General features: G+C 62.9%; 14 protein-coding genes. 8 read left to right on the forward strand and 6 right to left on the reverse strand.

Annotated elements, in window-relative coordinates; translation table 11 throughout:
- Positions 1-29 precede the first annotated feature (29 nt).
- Positions 30-1631 (forward strand): choline dehydrogenase, encoded by a 1602-nt coding sequence (betA, locus tag JHW44_RS04700; RefSeq protein WP_089343183.1) that lies wholly within the window; start codon positions 30-32, stop codon positions 1629-1631.
- A gap of 48 nt (positions 1632-1679) precedes the next feature.
- Here betA and JHW44_RS04705 read toward each other — a convergent pair whose 3' ends face one another.
- A complete protein-coding gene (locus JHW44_RS04705) occupies positions 1680-2420 on the reverse strand; it encodes a DsbA family protein (protein WP_089343182.1) in 741 nt (246 codons plus the stop codon).
- 156 nt (positions 2421-2576) lie between these two features.
- Here JHW44_RS04705 and JHW44_RS04710 point away from each other — a divergent pair, with 156 nt between their 5' ends.
- From JHW44_RS04710 to JHW44_RS04720, 3 genes are all read left to right on the forward strand, one after another.
- Positions 2577-3710, forward strand: a complete 1134-nt coding sequence (locus tag JHW44_RS04710) for a pyridoxal phosphate-dependent aminotransferase (RefSeq protein WP_089343181.1) — start codon at positions 2577-2579, stop codon at positions 3708-3710.
- The gene (locus tag JHW44_RS04715) at positions 3707-4912 is read left to right on the forward strand and encodes an N-acetylmuramoyl-L-alanine amidase (protein ID WP_089343180.1); all 1206 of its coding nucleotides are present in this window, start codon (positions 3707-3709) and stop codon (positions 4910-4912) included. The genes JHW44_RS04710 and JHW44_RS04715 overlap by 4 nt, the downstream gene beginning before the upstream one ends.
- A gap of 82 nt (positions 4913-4994) precedes the next feature.
- Complete coding sequence (locus JHW44_RS04720; protein ID WP_089343179.1) at positions 4995-7547, forward strand: penicillin-binding protein 1A; 2553 nt, start codon at positions 4995-4997, stop codon at positions 7545-7547.
- Between the two features lie 16 nt (positions 7548-7563).
- On the opposite strand, the gene JHW44_RS04725 is transcribed toward JHW44_RS04720, so the two are convergent.
- Complete coding sequence (locus JHW44_RS04725) at positions 7564-8061, reverse strand: MgtC/SapB family protein (RefSeq protein ID WP_089343178.1); 498 nt, start codon at positions 8059-8061, stop codon at positions 7564-7566.
- 161 nt (positions 8062-8222) lie between these two features.
- Between JHW44_RS04725 and prfB the strand changes: the two genes are divergently transcribed.
- From prfB to JHW44_RS04740, 3 genes are all read left to right on the forward strand, one after another.
- Positions 8223-9350 carry a peptide chain release factor 2 gene (prfB, locus tag JHW44_RS04730; protein WP_089343177.1) on the forward strand — a complete coding sequence of 376 codons (1128 nt, stop codon included), beginning with the start codon at positions 8223-8225 and terminating at the stop codon, positions 9348-9350.
- Positions 9351-9412: 62 nt separating this feature from the next.
- Positions 9413-10396: an aldo/keto reductase gene (locus JHW44_RS04735; RefSeq protein WP_089343176.1), complete on the forward strand. Its 984-nt coding sequence runs from the start codon at positions 9413-9415 to the stop codon at positions 10394-10396.
- Positions 10397-10490: 94 nt separating this feature from the next.
- Positions 10491-11558 carry a patatin-like phospholipase family protein gene (locus tag JHW44_RS04740; RefSeq protein WP_089343175.1) on the forward strand — a complete coding sequence of 356 codons (1068 nt, stop codon included), beginning with the start codon at positions 10491-10493 and terminating at the stop codon, positions 11556-11558.
- Here JHW44_RS04740 and JHW44_RS04745 read toward each other — a convergent pair.
- Genes JHW44_RS04745 through JHW44_RS04760 form a run of 4 tightly spaced genes read right to left on the reverse strand, consistent with a single transcriptional unit; the run spans position 11504 to position 14372 of the window.
- Positions 11504-12199: a DUF502 domain-containing protein gene (locus JHW44_RS04745; protein WP_089343174.1), complete on the reverse strand. Its 696-nt coding sequence runs from the start codon at positions 12197-12199 to the stop codon at positions 11504-11506. The genes JHW44_RS04740 and JHW44_RS04745 overlap by 55 nt on opposite strands.
- Positions 12200-12232: 33 nt before the next feature.
- Entirely contained in the window at positions 12233-13156 is a 924-nt protein-coding gene (locus JHW44_RS04750) for a pseudouridine-5'-phosphate glycosidase (protein WP_089343173.1), read from the reverse strand.
- Positions 13153-14034, reverse strand: a complete 882-nt coding sequence (locus JHW44_RS04755) for a PfkB family carbohydrate kinase (RefSeq protein WP_089343172.1) — start codon at positions 14032-14034, stop codon at positions 13153-13155. Before JHW44_RS04755 ends, JHW44_RS04750 begins: the two co-directional genes overlap by 4 nt.
- Positions 14031-14372, reverse strand: coding sequence for an ArsR/SmtB family transcription factor (locus tag JHW44_RS04760; RefSeq protein ID WP_089343171.1), 342 nt, complete (start codon positions 14370-14372; stop codon positions 14031-14033). The genes JHW44_RS04755 and JHW44_RS04760 overlap by 4 nt, the downstream gene beginning before the upstream one ends.
- A gap of 316 nt (positions 14373-14688) precedes the next feature.
- Here JHW44_RS04760 and JHW44_RS04765 point away from each other — a divergent pair, with 316 nt between their 5' ends.
- Positions 14689-14925 carry an AtpZ/AtpI family protein gene (locus JHW44_RS04765; RefSeq protein ID WP_336385716.1) on the forward strand — a complete coding sequence of 79 codons (237 nt, stop codon included), beginning with the start codon at positions 14689-14691 and terminating at the stop codon, positions 14923-14925.
- Positions 14926-14927 lie beyond the last annotated feature (2 nt).

Here is a 14927-nt window from a genome sequence, read left to right on the forward strand (position 1 = left end):
CTTGCACCTTTACATGGGGTTAAATTGGCATGAGCCAGTCAGATTACGTCATTGTCGGCGCAGGCAGCGCTGGTTGCGCCTTGGCCTATCGCCTGACCGAAGCAGGCAAGACCGTCACCCTGATCGAATTCGGGGGCAGCGATCACGGCATCTTCATCCAGATGCCCGGCGCGCTGTCCTATCCGATGAACATGCCCCGCTATGACTGGGGCTTTTCGACGGTGCCCGAGGAACATCTGGGCGGGCGGAACCTGGCGACGCCCCGGGGCAAGGTTCTGGGCGGCTCTTCGTCGATCAACGGCATGGTCTTCGTGCGCGGCAACCCCAAGGATTTCGATCACTGGGCCGAGGCTGGCGCCGATGGCTGGTCCTTCAAGGATGTGCTGCCCTATTTCAAGCGCATGGAAACATGGCATGGCGGCAGTTCGCCCCTGCGTGGCACCAATGGTCCGCTGCATATCACCCGCGGCAAGCGCAAGAATCCGCTGTTCAACGCCTTTATCGAGGCGGGACAGCAGGCGGGCTGGCCCCATACCCCCGACTACAATGGTGCCTCGCAGGAAGGCTTTGGCCCGATGGAGGCGACGATCTGGAAAGGTCGGCGCTGGTCCACGGCCAACGCCTATCTGCGTCCGGCGCGCAAATCGGGCAAGCTGACGGTGATCCGGGCGCTGGCGCGCCGGGTGCTGTTTGAGGGCAAACGTGCCTATGGGGTCGAGATTGACCGCAAGGGCAGCATCGAACAGATCAAGGCCGGCAAGGAGGTCATCCTTTCGGCCAGCTCGATCAATACGCCGAAATTGCTGATGCTGTCGGGGATCGGTCCTGCCGAACATCTGCGCGAACATGGTATCGAGCCGCTGGCCGACCGTCCGGGCGTTGGCTCGAACCTTCAGGACCACCTTGAAATCTACATGCAATACAAGGCGTTGAAGCCGGTCAGCCTGTATACCTATTACAATCTGCTGGGCAAAAGCCGGGTCGGGTTGGAATGGCTGTTGCAAAAGACCGGTCTGGGTGCGTCCAACCAGTTCGAAAGCTGCGGCTTCGTGCGTTCCGGCGAGGATGTCGAATATCCCGATATCCAGTATCACTTCCTGCCGCTTGCGGTGCGCTATGACGGCAAGGCGGCGGCGAAGGGGCATGGCTTCCAGGCCCATGTCGGGCCGATGCGGTCGAAATCACGCGGCACGGTGCGCCTGAACTCGGCCGATCCGGATGCAAAGCCGCGGATTCACTTCAACTACATGTCCCATGAGGACGACTGGAAGGAATTCCGTGCCTGCGTGCGCCTGACACGCAAGATATTCGACCAGCCGGCCTTCGAGGAATACCGCGGCGAGGAAATCCAGCCCGGCGACAATGTTGTCAGCGATGAGCAGATCGATGCCTTTATCCGGGAACATGCCGAATCGGCCTATCATCCCTGTGGGACGGCGCGAATCGGGCGCGCGGATGACCGTGATGCGGTGGTTGATCCGGAACTGCGCGTAATCGGGGTCGAAGGCCTGCGGGTCGTGGACAGTTCGGTCTTTCCCCGGATCACCAATGGCAACCTGAACGGCCCCTCGATCATGGTCGGGGAAAAGGGTGCCGATCACATCCTTGGCCGTCAGGCACCGAGCGAATAGGCGAAAAGGGGCGGGCGCAGCATTTCTGCGCCCGCCCGTCGTATCGGTTCAGCCGTTTCTGGCGCGGATCTCGGCGACGGTGCTGGTCAGACCGGCCTGCGGCACGCCGCGCAGCAATTCATCCCCGACCACGAATGTCGGCGTGCCCATGATCGCCATGCGTTCGGCCAGTTGCCGGTTCTGGCGCAGGATGTCGTTGATGGAATCGGTGTTCATGGTGTTGACGACCTCATCCGCATCCATGCCGATCTTGTCGGCGATCTTCTTCAGGGCCTCTATCGTGGCCGGGCTGCGCAGGGCGATCAGCTCGTCATGGGCCTTCATGTAGGCCTCGTCGCCGCCGATCTGCTTGACGGCAACGGCAAAGCGGGCCGAGGTGTCGCTGTCCTGGCCCAGAATCGGAAATTCCTTCAGGATCAGGCGGATATTTCCGTCCTTTTCGACCAGATCATGCACTTCCTCATTGAAGCGGCGGCAGACGCCGCAGCGGTAATCGATGAATTCCACGATGGTCAGATCACCTTCGGGGTTGCCCCCGACCCAGCTGTGACCATCATTGAACAGGGCGTCCTTGTTCGCCGCGACCAGTTGCTGGTCGTTCTGCACGGTTTCGGCGGCGCGGCGTTCTTCCAGAACATTGATCGATTCGATCAGCACTTCCGGGTTGGCCATCAGATATTCGCGCACGGCCTTGCCGAAGGCGGTTTTCTCGCTGTCGGACATGGCTGACAGATCGAGCGACAGGGCGGGTGTTGCGGTCAGCAGCAGCGCGGCAATCAGGCGTTTCATGGAATTCCTCTGAATAAGTCGTCGACAGATTGGCTGGAAGGGGCGGCGAAGGCAAGAAAGCCGGACACACGGCTGCGTGATGGTGCCAAAAGGAAAGGCTAGAGCCGGGACGCGTGTCGCGTTAAGACATGTGCAAAACAAATCGAGGCACGAGCTATGCGACAATCCACGCGCGGACAGGTTGACCCTTTCATCGTCATGGATGTGATGGAGGCAGCGGCCCGCGCCGAATCCTCTGGGCGCCATATCATTCATATGGAGGTCGGCCAGCCCGGCACAGCCGCCCCGCGCGGCGCGCGCGAGGCCCTGGCCCGCGCATTGGAGCAGCCGCTGGGATATACGGCCGCGCTGGGTCTGCCGCGCCTGCGTCAGGGGATCGCCGGCCTGTATCGCCGCTGGTATGGCGTCGATCTGGATCCCGCGCGCGTCGTGGTGACGCCGGGCAGCAGCGGTGCCTTCATTCTGGCGTTTTCGGCGCTGTTTGATGCGGGGGATCGCGTGGCCATGGGGTTGCCCGGTTATCCCAGCTATCGCCAGATCCTGCGGGCCATGTCGCTGGAGCCTGTCGGCATCCAGACCCGGCCCGAGGACCGCTATCAGCCCCGGCCCGATGAATTGCCCGATGCCGAAGGGCTGATCCTGGCCTCGCCGGGCAATCCTTCGGGCACCGTCCTGCGGACCGATGAATTGCAGGCGCTGACGGATTCAGCCTGGGGGCGCGGCATGGCGGTGATCTCGGACGAGATCTATCACGGCCTGTCCTATGGCGAACGCTGCCATTCGGCGCTGGAGGTCACGGACGAGGTTTTCGTCATCAATTCCTTCAGCAAGTATTTCTCGATGACCGGCTGGCGTGTCGGCTGGATGGTCGTGCCGCAATCCCATCTGCGCACGGTCGAACGTCTGGCCCAGAACATGTTCATCTGTCCGCCCCATGCAAGCCAGGTAGCCGCCCTTGCGGCGCTGGACTGCATTGAAGAGACCGAGGAGAACCTGAAGGTTTATGCCCGCAACCGGCAATTGATGCTGGAAGGGCTGCCGCGTGCGGGATTTACCCGTATCGCGCCGCCGGAGGGGGCCTTCTATATCTATGCCGATGTGTCGGATCTGACCACTGACTCGCTGGCGTTTGCCAGTGAGATCCTTGAAAAGGCCGGTGTTGCCGTGACGCCGGGGCTGGATTTCGACCCCGAGCGTGGCGCGCGCACCCTGCGCTTTTCCTATGCCCGTTCGACCGAGGACGTCACCGAAGGATTGCGCCGCCTGACGGAGTTCATGGCGTCTCGATGAGATGGATCGGCCTGATTCTCGCGCTGATGCTGCTGGCCATCCCGGTCCGTGCTCAAGAGGCCGCACGTCTTGAGATCGGCGCCTCTTCCCTGACCCAGACCGGGCGTGGCTGGTGGGGCAAGCCCCCGCCATTGGAACTGCGCCTTGGGCTGACAAGGGCCGTGCCCTATCGGGTCTATATCGTCGGCGATCCCGCGCGGTTGATCGTCGACCTCAAGGGGGCGGATTTCAGCGGGATCTCTGCCGAGGATCTTTTCGGGGCCAATCTTGTCCCGGCAATCCGCTGGGGGCGCTATCGCCGCGGCTGGTCGCGTATCGTCGTTGAACTGCCCGGCCCCTATCGCATCGAAAGCGCGGGGCAGCGTACCAAGGGCGATCTGCCCGAGATCACCATTGACCTGGACCCCGTGCGCGAGAAGGATTTCGCGCCGCGCGCCAGCGCTGCGACCGCCCTGCGCGATCTGCCCGAACCGGCAGATCTGCCGCAGATCGACGAAACGCCGGGGCTTACCGTGGCGCTGGATGCCGGGCATGGCGGTTTCGACCCGGGGGCCGAAGCGGGAGGCGAGGAAGAGGCCGACCTGGTGCTGGCCTTTGCGCAGGAATTGCGCAAGGCGCTGGAGGCGCGGGGTGTAGAGGTCGTGATGACCCGCGACTCGGATGTATTTGTCAGGCTGGAAGACCGCATGACCATCGCACGCGAAGGTGGGGCGGATCTGTTCCTGTCGTTGCATGCCGATGCTCTGCCCGAGGGGCAGGCGGCGGGGGCGACGGTCTATCTGTGGAATTCAAGGGCAAATACGCGTGCCGCGCGCCAACTGGTGACACGCCATGAACGTGACGACCTGCTGCTGGGTCAGGATCTCAGCGGTCAGGACGATGCCCTGACCGGTGTGCTGATGGATTTCGCGCGCACCGACACCCAGCCGCGGGCCGAGAATTTCGCGCGGTTCCTGACCTCGCGTCTGGCCCTGATGGGCATAGAACTGCATGGGCGACCGGTGCAGACGGCTGCCTTTTCGGTGTTGAAATCGCCCGACATTCCCTCGGCCCTGCTTGAGCTGGGGTTCATCTCGGATGACAGTGATCGGGCCAATCTGACCAATCCGGCCTGGCGGGCCAGAATGGTCGATGTCGTTGCGGAATCGATCACCGGATGGGCGCGGGACGAGGCCGCGCGCGAAAGGATGCTGCGGCGTTAAGCCCGATTCTGACCCAGTGTTGTTTTGACCCCCGCCATGGCCATCGCTATAGACGGGACGTGTGATTGAAAGGCGTTTGGACGTGCTGCGCAGCATCCTGTCATTTTTCGGAGCGATCTTTTCATGGGTCGTGACCGCCAGCTTCTTCATTGCCTTGACGCTGGGGGGGATCTTCTGGGTCTATTCCCGGGATCTGCCCAGCCATGAGACATTGGCCCAATACAGCCCCAAGACGATCAGCCGCGTCTATTCGGGCGAGGGGCGGCTGATCGACGAATTCGCGCAGGAACGGCGGATCTTCGTGCCCATCGAGGAGATTCCCGATCTGGTCAAACAGGCCTTCATCAGCGCCGAGGACAAGAATTTCTACAGCCATCCCGGCTATGATCTGCGCGGCATTCTGGGCGCGGCCTATGATGCGGCACGCTCGGGCGGGTCGAATGTCCGTGGTGCCTCGACGATCACCCAGCAGGTCATGAAGAACTTCCTGCTGTCCAGCGACCGCAGTGTCGAACGCAAGGTCAAGGAGCTGATCCTGGCCTCGCGTCTGGAACGCTCGCTGTCCAAGGACCAGATCCTCGAACTGTATCTGAACGAGATTTTCCTGGGCCAGAACAGTTTTGGCGTCGCCGCTGCCGCCCAAAGCTATTTCAACAAGTCGCTGGCCGAACTGGCCCCGCATGAGGCCGCCATGCTGGCCGCGATGCCCCAGGCTCCGGGGCGCTATCATCCGGTGCGCGCCAAGGAGCGCGTGACCGAGCGGCGCAACTATGTCCTGCGCGAGATGTGGCAGAACGGCTATATCGATCAGGCCACCTATGAAGCCGAGGCCGGGCTGCCGCTGAAATCGGTTCAGAATGGCGATTATGCCCCGTTCAACAGCCAGATGCCGCCGCGGGATTATTTCACGGATGAGATCCGCCGGCAGTTGAGCCGCGAATTCGGGCAGGATGAATTCTTTGGTGGTGGCCTGACGATCCGCGCCACCGTCGAGCCGAAGCTGCAGCAATCCGCCGCCGACGCGCTGCGCAACGCGCTGGAACAATATGATCGCGGTCGTGGGGTCTGGCGCGGCACCGGCGAGACGATACCGCCCGAAGCCCTGGTCGATGAGGCCAGCTGGCGTGCGGCCCTGGCCGAGGTCCGCGTGCCGCGTGACATTCCGAACTGGTCCCCGGCCGTCGTGCTGGAAATCGGAAAATCGGACGCGCGCATCGGCATTGAAGGCATCGAAGAGGATGCCGACGGCCATTGGATCCCGGCCAAGGACGTGCAATGGGCCCGCAAGCTGAACCATGAAACCGGCAAGCTGGAGCCCAAGGCCCGCGTGGCGGGTGACCTGCTGTCGGTGGGCGATGTGGTGCTGGTGCGCCCGATGACCAGCGACAGCGATGGCAGCTTTATCCGTTGGACCCTGCGGCAGGTGCCCGAGGTGCAGGGGGGCTTCATGGCCATGGATGTGAACACCGGTCGCGTGATGGCCATGCAGGGCGGGTTTTCCTATCAGTCTTCGGTCTTCAACCGCGCCACGCAGGCGCGCCGCCAGCCCGGTTCTTCCTTCAAGCCCTTTGTCTATGCGGCGGCGCTGGACAACAACTATACCCCGGCGACCATCGTCATCGACGAGCCGATCAAGCTGAACACCCCCGACGGCCTGTGGGAACCGAAGAATGCTTCGGGCCGCAATTACGGGCCGACGCCGCTGCGCACCGGCATCGAACAGTCGCGCAACCTGATGACGATCCGGATCGCACAGGACATCGGCATGGAGCGCGTCGCCGAATATGCCGAGCGTTTCGGTGTTTATGATGATCTGAAACCCTATCTGGCCAATGCGCTGGGCGCGCAGGAAACCACTCTGTTCAAGATGGTCGCGGCCTATGCGATGTTTGCCAATGGCGGCGAAAGGGTCGAGCCGACCCTGGTCGACCGCGTGCAGGACCGTCGCGGCCGGACGATCTATCGCCATGACAAGCGCGTCTGCGAAACCTGCGGCATGCAGGCCCTGCCGGCGGGGCAGGGGCCGGTGATCGACAACAATCGCGAACGGGTGATGGATGCCGTCACCGCCTATCAGCTGACCTCGATGATGGAAGGGGTCGTGAAGCGCGGCTCTGGCAAGGGCGTCAATCTGCCGGTGCCGATCGCGGGCAAGACCGGGACCACCAATGATGCCAAGGATGTCTGGTTCATCGGCTTTTCCAGCAATATCGTGGCGGGCTGCTATCTGGGCTATGACCAGCCGCGCAGCCTTGGACGTCACGCTTATGGCGGCACGCTCTGCGTTCCGGTGTTCAACGCCTTCATGCGCGATGCGATCAAGGAATTTGGGGGCACCGCCTTCAAGGTTCCGCCGGGCGGGCATTGGGTCAAAATCGACCGTTTCACCGGCCAGCGGCTGGATGACGATGCGACCGGCGCGAACGTGATTGCCGAATATTTCCGCGATGGCACCGATCCCGACTGGTTGTCACCGGTCATCATTTCCGGTTTCGGCGACGAGAAGGTCGTGCTGCCTTGGGAGGCGGGCGCCGATTCGCGGGGTTCGACCTCGATCACCACCTCGACGGGCAAGCGCAAGGTCATCCCCAAGCGCACCGATTTCGGCACCATGTCCTCGGGCGGTCTGTACTGACGACCCGCCTGCGGGGCTAGTCCTTGTCGGGCCGGGTCAATGGTTTGACCAGCAGCCGGATGATCCACAACACGGTCAGTGCAAGCGCGCTGCCGACCACTGCCAGCAGGCCGCTGCCCACGCCACAGGCAAGGCCGATGGCACCTGCAAGCCACATCGAGGCCCCGGTCGTGATGCCGCGCACGGTGCGTCCACTGGTAATGATCGATCCCGCGGCAAGAAAGGCCACGCCTGCGGTCACGGCTTCGATCAGACGCAGCGGATCGATGCGCAGCTGCCCCTGCTGTTCTTCGGGGAAATGGGTCAGCTCCATGGCGACAATGGTGAACATGGCGGCCGCCATGGAAATCAGCATATGGGTTCGCAGACCGGCCGCACGGGACTTGATCTCACGCTCCCAGCCGATTGCCGCGCCCAGCAGCAAGGCCAGAACCAGCCGTGCCGCCGCCGTGGCCATGGGCATGGATTGCAGCGGAGAGAAGATATCCGTGAATGCGTCTAGAAACTGCGACATGGGGAACCCTTTGCGTTGCTGGGTGAACGCGAACGGGCGTCTCTGGTTTCACAATCGCGCATGTGAAGATGGTGCCGGGGCGGGGCGAGAGGTCCACGGCCCTTGTTCCCGCGACAGAGCCGCGCTATCACTCGCGCCTGAAATTCCAGAAGGATCGTCCCATGCGCGCCGAGACGCAGTCCACCATCGAAGCCATCCGGAAATCGCTGAGTCTGCTGGGCCAGCGCATGGATTGGCAGACCGCGCCACATCGTCTGGAAGAGATGAACGCGATGATCGAGGATGGCGACCTGTGGTCCGATCCCGCCCGCGCGCAAAAGCTGATGCGCGAACGCCAGGCGCTGTCGGATGCCATCGAGACCTACAAGCGCATCGAGGACGATCTGAATGCCAATGCCGAAATGGTCGAACTGGCCGAGGCGGAAGGTGACAGCGAACTGGTTGCCGAGGCCGAGGCCAATCTGAAATCGCTGGCCGAAATGGCCGCGCAGAAAGAGCTGGAAGCCCTGTTGAACGGCGAGGCTGACGGCAATGACACCTTCCTTGAAATCAATGCCGGCGCGGGTGGCACCGAAAGCTGTGACTGGGCCTCGATGCTGGCGCGCATGTATGTGCGTTGGGCCGAGAAAAAGGGTTACAAGGTCGAACTGATGAGCGAAAGCTCGGGTGACGAGGCGGGCATCCGCAGCGCAGCCTACAAGATCAGCGGGCATAATGCCTATGGCTGGCTGAAATCGGAATCGGGCGTGCACCGTCTGGTGCGGATCAGCCCCTATGACAGCGCCGCGCGCCGCCATACCAGCTTCAGCTCGGTCTGGGTCTATCCGGTGGTTGACGACAATATCGAGATCACCGTGCCGGACAACGAGATCCGCGTGGATACCTATCGCTCTTCGGGTGCGGGCGGGCAGCACGTCAACACCACCGACTCGGCCGTGCGGATTACCCACATTCCGACCGGTATCGTTGTGACCAGTTCCGAGAAATCGCAGCACCAGAACCGGGCCAATGCCATGGCGGCGCTGAAATCGCGGCTGTATGAAATGGAGTTGCGCAAGCGCACCGAGAGCATTCAGGCCCAGCATGACGCCAAGGGTGATGCGGGCTGGGGCAACCAGATCCGTTCCTACGTGCTGCATCCCTATCAGATGGTCAAGGATCTGCGCACCTCGGTGGAAACCAGCGATACGCAGGGCGTTCTGGACGGCGATCTGGATGCCTTCATGGCGGCGACGCTGGCGATGGATGTGTCGGGCAAGAGCCGGGCCGAGGCACAGTCCGAGGACTGATCCCCTTCGCCCGGCTGGGACTTTCCGGCGAAACCACGAACGGCGAAACCACGGGGGCGGGAATGCAGACACGCGAATTGGGCCGGAATGGCCGCAAGGTCGGGGCGGTTGCTCTGGGCACGATGAATTTCATCGGCACCTACGGCGCGGCCGACCGCGATGAAAGCCTGAACTGCATGGCCGAATGTCTTGAAATGGGCGTGAACCATTTCGACACCGCGAATATCTATGGCATGGGCCGGGCCGAGGAATTGCTGTCGACCTTCCTGCGCGATCATCGTGACCGCGTCGTTCTGGCCAGCAAATGCGGCATTACCCGCAATCCCGAACGTCCCTTCGACAATTCGCCCGAACACATGCGCGAGTCTCTGGAGGGATCGCTGCGCCGCCTTGGGGTCGATCATATCGACCTGTATTATCTGCACCGCCACGAACCGGATCGCCCGATCGAAGAGGTCATGCAGACGCTGATGCGCTTTCGTGACGAGGGCAAGATCGGCGCGATCGGCCTGTCGGAAGTGGCGCCCCATACGCTGGAGCGTGCGCTTGCGGTGGGGCCGGTTGCGGCGGTGCAATCGGAATATTCGTTGTGGACGCGCCAACCGGAACTGGGCGTGCTGCAGTCCTGTCGGCGCAATGGCGTCGCCCTGATGGCTTTTTCCCCGGTCGGGCGCGGCGTATTCGGGGCGCGGCTGCCTGATCCGGCCGGCTTTGGCCCCAATGATCTGCGCCAGGGCATGCCGCGCTTCAGCGATGAAAACTGGCCGCGCAACGCCATTCGCCTGCGCGAGTTTGCCGCCTATGCCCGCGATCTGGGCCACAGCCCGGCCACGCTGGCCATCGCATGGGTACTGTCACGCGGCCCCCATGTTCTGGCGCTGCCGGGATCGCGCAGCAGCGAACATATGCGTGAAAACGCGAAGGGCGCGGCCATTACCCTCAGCGACGCGCAACTGGACGAGATAGAGACGATCCTGCCTGTCGGCTGGGCACATGGTCCGCGCTATGGCGCGGCAATGTCCAAAGGCCCCGAGGCCTATTGCTGATCTGACGGTGGTTCCCGTGCCGGGCAAGACCCGCCTTGCGGCTGATGGTGCGCTTTGTACTATGCGCGAAAGAAAATGAACCACGAGGCCGGCCATGCAGGACAAACAGATCAATCTGGCATTGCAAGGCGGGGGCGCGCATGGCGCCTTTGGCTGGGGGGTGCTCGACCGGCTGCTGGATGAGCCATGGCTGCAGATCAGCGCCATCAGCGGCACATCCGCAGGGGCGCTGAACGGTGCGGCGATCAAGGCGGGCATGTCCCGGCACAGCGGGCCTGCCGGACGCCGCGCGGCCAGGGAGAACCTGAACTGCCTGTGGCGCGAGGTCGGCGAGATGTCGGATAATCGCATGGTGCGCTGGATGCATTCGCTGATGCCCATGCCGCGCAGCATGCACCGGCTGACCGAGATGTTCTCTCCCGCCGCATGGCTGGATGGGATCAGCCGGATCTTCAGCCCCTATGACTATGGCCCGTTCTATAGCAATCCGCTTTCCGCAGTGTTGCAGGAATTGCCCTATACCGGCTTTGACAGCGAAAAGGGTCCGGAACTGTTCGTCGCGGCCACCAATGTCCGCAGCGGGCGGATCAGGGTCTTTACCGGCAGGCGGGTGACGGTGGATGCGGTGCTGGCCTCGGCCTGTCTGCCGACGCTGTTTCGCGCCGTGGAAATCGCCGACCCGGATACCGGAAATGTCGAATCCTTCTGGGATGGCGGCTATACCGGCAATCCGGCGCTGTTTCCGCTCTATGCCCATCATCTGCCGCGTGACATCGTGATCGTGAACATCAATCCGCTGATGCGCGACGGGGTGCCCAAGACTCCGGTCGAGATTTCGGACCGCGTCAATGAGATCAGCTTCAACAGCGCGCTGATGTCGGAATTGCGCGCCATCAACTTTGTGAAACGCCTGCACCGCGAGGACCGGTTGCGGGACCGCGCCATGAAGGACCCGCTGGTTCACATGATTCTGGATGACGTGCTGATGAACGATCTGACGGCGCGATCCAAGGTGATGCCGGGACCCGGGTTTCTTGCGCGGATGAAACAGGCCGGGCAAGAGGCCGCGGACCGTTTTCTGAATGATCATGCCGATGCGCTGAACCGTCAGGACACCGTGGATCTGCCAGCGCTTTTGACCGGTTCGGGCATCGTCGGATAGACCAGCCCGGCCGAGATGACCAGTTTGGCGGCATCCTCGACGCTCATGTCCAGAAAGGTGACATCGCTTTCGGGCACATAGATCAGAAAGCCCGAGGTCGGATTGGGCGTGGTCGGCACGAAGACCGCAATCAGATCGTCCGAGACGTGGCGGATCAGTTCTCCCTTGGCCGGGCCGGCGACGAAGCCGACCGCCCACAGCCCCTTGCGCGGATATTCCAGCATGCAGGCCCGGTCAAAACGTGCCTCGCTTTGCGACAGGACGGTTTCCGCGATCTGTTTCAGCGCGCCATAGACCGAACGGATGACCGGCATCCGGTTAACGATCTGTTCGCCGGTGCGCAGCAGCGAGCGGCCCAGCCAGCCCTTGGCCAGCCAGCCGATCACGACCGTGAAGAACAGGAAGAACAGCGCGCCCACGCCGCGCAGGTTGATGCCGATATATTGTTCGGGCCGCCAGCGGGCGGGCACCATGGGCAGCACCCAGCTGTCCATCCAGCCGGTCAGCGTCCAGATCAGCCAGACCGTGATGCCGATCGGGGCAACCACGATCAGCCCGGCCAGAAAGTTCGACCGGATCACGCCCAGCACACCGCGTCGGCGGGGCGTGATCTGAATGGAAGAGGGTTCAGGAATCTGCATGGGCGAATTGGAACAGCGCCATGCCGGTTCGGGTCAAGCGGCTTTCGACATCTCGGTCGCGATTTCTGCCGCCAGTCGCGCATTGTTCATCACCAGCGCGATATTGGAGCTGAGCGAACGTCCCTCGGTCAGTTCGAAGATCCGTTGCAGCAAGAATGGCGTCACCGATTTGGCAGCCACGCCCTGAACCTCGGCCTCGTCCAGCGCCTTGAGAATCACCGGCAGGATTTCACTCTGGGTGATCTCGTCCTCGGGCGGGATCGGATTGGCGACCAGTTGCCCGCCCTTCAGCCCCAGGGCTGCCCGCATCCGGGCGGCGGCGGCGATCTCGGCGGGGCTGTCCATGCGCAGAGGCGCCGGAATGCCCGAGCTGCGCGACCAGAAGGCCGGCAATTCGTCCTGACCATAGGCAATGACCGGCACGCCCAGGGTTTCCAGAACCTCCCAGGTCTTGGGAAGGTCAAGAATTGCCTTGGCTCCGGCCGCGACAACCGTCACGGGTGTCTGTGCCAGTTCATGCAGGTCGGCCGAAACGTCAAAGCTGGTTTCCGCGCCGCGATGAACCCCGCCGATGCCACCGGTGGCAAAGACGCTGATCCCGGCCAGCGCCGCGCAGATCATCGTGGCGGCCACGGTGGTTGCGCCGGTGCGGCCATTGGCAAGGCAGACGGCCAGATCGGCACGACTCAGTTTCATGGCCTGTTCGGGCGGTGTCTGGGCCAGGGCCTGCAAGGTTGCATCGGTCAGCCCGATATGGATCTGCCCGCCCATCACCGCGATGGTCGCGGGAACCGCGCCATTGTCGCGGATGACCTGTTCGACATTGCGGGCCATTTCCAGATTCTGCGGATAGGGCATGCCATGGGTGATGATGGTCGATTCCAGCGCCACGACAGGGCGCTTTTCGGCAAGCGCCTGTTCGACTTCGGGCGAGAAGGTCAGGGGAGCGGCGGTCATGGAACATCCTTTCCGGAAACATGGGCGGCCGAGGCGTCCACCGCCTGGCGCAGGGCCGCTTCGCGCGGCTGTTGGTTCAATTCGGCGGCGAGATGGGCGGCAAGAAAGCAGTCGCCTGCACCGGTGACGCGGGCCAGATTGACCCGGGGCGGGGTGACGGAGATGGTCGGGCCATTGGCAATCGCCTCGGCCGCGGGATTGGGACCATCGGTCACCAGAACCCGCGCGGCACCGCGCGCAACGACCGCCTCGGCGGCAGAGGCGGCATCGGGGCAGGCGCGACCGGCAAGGATTTCGGCTTCGAGCCGGTTCAGATAGAAACAGCCGCGTCGCGTGGCGATCAGCGGCTCCAGACGCTCGGCCTTGCCAGGGCTGGCGGGCACGACGCGCAGATCGGCCTGCTCCAGACGTCGGTCGCGGGCAATGGCGGCCAGCAGATCCTCGGTCAGATTGCCGTCCAGAACCACCGGTCCGGCCCATCCGGCCAGATCATTGTCCAGCGGGGCCAGGATGGACTCTCCGGCGCGTTCAAGGCTGTGGGCATCGGCAATGGCGGCAATCAGCCCTTCGCTGTCCTCGATGGCCATGTAACAATCGGTGGGCAAGCCGGTGTCGCGGTTGAGCCATGCGGTCAGCACACCCAGTCGTCCGGCCTCGGCCACAAGCGATTCCCCCTCGGGGTCGCGCCCGACCGCCGAGAGCACTGCCGAGGAGACCCGCCAGCGCGCCAGCGCCACCGCGACATTCAGGGCCACGCCGCCGGGCACATGGTGGATGCGACCGGGGACATCGGCCCCCGAGGCCATGCGGCGCGAGGCGCGACCGATCACATCCCACAGCATGGCACCAATACATAGAATATCGGGACGCTTGGTCATTCCTGGTTCCATTCCTCGATCTGCACCTTCAGGAAACGTTCGAAATCGTCCAGATCGACGGGGTCGAACTGTCCGAAGCCCTGCATCCAGACCGAGGCGCTGCGCATGCCATCGGGGTCCAGCTTGCACCAGGTGATCCGGCCGCGACGTTCCTGACGGATCAGGCCCGCGGCTGCAAGCACCGACAGATGCTTCGAGATCGCGGCAAGGCTCATCTCGAAGGGTGCCGCGACGTCACTGACGGCCATGTCGTCTTCCAGCAACATGGAAAGCACCCGTCGCCGGGTCGGATCGGCCAGCGCCGAGAAGATGAGGTCCAGTCTGTCAGGTGGCGGCATTGCGCTGGGAAAGCCCGTGATCGGAGGAATGGTCAACTTGACGGTTGAATAATGTCCGGGGCCAAAAGGGAATGCAAGACCGCGTCTGGAATTGAAACTAAATTTAACTATATGATTTAATTGAAATAATTCCAATGTCCCTGCCGCTTGACTTGAAGGACATTCCCCCATAGACACCCCTCGAACGATAACGGGGGCGTGAAAGATGGCCGAAGGGCCCCGGAATGGCGAGGGCAGGGATGCAGATGCAGCCCGCTTGCGCGATCTGGAGGAACGGCTGTCCAGGGCGACCCCCGGACCTGAGGCCAGTGGGCCGATGGCAGGCTATGACAAGGGGCATCTTGCCTGGCGCATGGTCACCGAGATGGTCGCAGGCATCCTGATGGGCTGCGGCATCGGATACGGATTGGATTATCTGTTCGGCACGAAGCCGTTCCTGATGATCCTGTTTATATTTCTGGGCTTCGCGGCCGGCATCAAGACGATGATGCGCACCGCGTCCGAGCTTGACACCAAACCCGGCAATGCGCCGGAGACCGATGAGAGGGATTGATC

The sequence above is a fragment of the Paracoccus seriniphilus genome, assembly GCF_028553745.1.
GTDB lineage: Bacteria > Pseudomonadota > Alphaproteobacteria > Rhodobacterales > Rhodobacteraceae > Paracoccus > Paracoccus seriniphilus.

Excerpts from the sequence above, each read along its gene's own strand:
- betA (WP_089343183.1), top strand. The coding sequence starts at position 30 with ATGAGCCAGTCAGATTACGTCATTGTCGGCGCAGGCAGCGCTGGTTGC.
- JHW44_RS04705 (WP_089343182.1), bottom strand. The coding sequence starts at position 2,420 with ATGAAACGCCTGATTGCCGCGCTGCTGCTGACCGCAACACCCGCCCTG.
- JHW44_RS04710 (WP_089343181.1), top strand. The coding sequence starts at position 2,577 with ATGCGACAATCCACGCGCGGACAGGTTGACCCTTTCATCGTCATGGAT.
- JHW44_RS04715 (WP_089343180.1), top strand. The coding sequence starts at position 3,707 with ATGAGATGGATCGGCCTGATTCTCGCGCTGATGCTGCTGGCCATCCCG.
- JHW44_RS04725 (WP_089343178.1), bottom strand. The coding sequence starts at position 8,061 with ATGTCGCAGTTTCTAGACGCATTCACGGATATCTTCTCTCCGCTGCAA.
- prfB (WP_089343177.1), top strand. The coding sequence starts at position 8,223 with ATGCGCGCCGAGACGCAGTCCACCATCGAAGCCATCCGGAAATCGCTG.
- JHW44_RS04735 (WP_089343176.1), top strand. The coding sequence starts at position 9,413 with ATGCAGACACGCGAATTGGGCCGGAATGGCCGCAAGGTCGGGGCGGTT.
- JHW44_RS04740 (WP_089343175.1), top strand. The coding sequence starts at position 10,491 with ATGCAGGACAAACAGATCAATCTGGCATTGCAAGGCGGGGGCGCGCAT.
- JHW44_RS04745 (WP_089343174.1), bottom strand. The coding sequence starts at position 12,199 with ATGCAGATTCCTGAACCCTCTTCCATTCAGATCACGCCCCGCCGACGC.
- JHW44_RS04750 (WP_089343173.1), bottom strand. The coding sequence starts at position 13,156 with ATGACCGCCGCTCCCCTGACCTTCTCGCCCGAAGTCGAACAGGCGCTT.
- JHW44_RS04755 (WP_089343172.1), bottom strand. The coding sequence starts at position 14,034 with ATGACCAAGCGTCCCGATATTCTATGTATTGGTGCCATGCTGTGGGAT.
- JHW44_RS04760 (WP_089343171.1), bottom strand. The coding sequence starts at position 14,372 with ATGCCGCCACCTGACAGACTGGACCTCATCTTCTCGGCGCTGGCCGAT.
- JHW44_RS04765 (WP_336385716.1), top strand. The coding sequence starts at position 14,689 with ATGGCAGGCTATGACAAGGGGCATCTTGCCTGGCGCATGGTCACCGAG.